At 66.5% G+C, this 400-nt stretch carries 1 pseudogene; it reads left to right on the top strand.

What is annotated here, in order from left to right:
* Nucleotides 1-400 (top strand): annotated as a pseudogene (locus HMPREF2656_RS13185) (M3 family metallopeptidase); the annotation flags it as partial.

The raw sequence follows: 400 nt of genomic DNA, 5'->3' as shown, positions 1-400 counted from the left end.
TCACGACGAGCTCAAGCGCCGGTTCGCACGTCGCGGCGCCGACCTGGATGCGGCCGGCAAGACGCGCCTGCAGGAGATCAACCAGCGCCTGTCCGAACTGTCCGAACTCTTCGGCCGCAACCTGCTGGCGGATACGAAGAAACTCGCCGTGGAACTGACCCGCGAAGAACTCGACGGCCTGTCCGAGGCACAGATCGAGGCCTACCAGGACGGCGAGCGTTTCGTCGTGCCGATCGAACTGCCGACCACCCAGTCCCTGCAGGCCGAACTCGAAAACTCGGGCGCGCGCCACAAGCTTTTCGACGCCTCCCGCGCCCGCGGTCGCGACACCAACGCCGACATCGTCGCCGAGTCGGTGAAGCTGCGCCTCGAGCGCGCGAAGCTGCTCGGCTTTGATTCG

Origin of the sequence: Corynebacterium sp. HMSC034B08 (assembly GCF_001835805.1) — a bacterium.
Taxonomy (GTDB): Bacteria; Actinomycetota; Actinomycetes; order Mycobacteriales; family Mycobacteriaceae; genus Corynebacterium; species Corynebacterium coyleae.
This window is presented reverse-complemented; position numbering and strand designations above follow the sequence as displayed.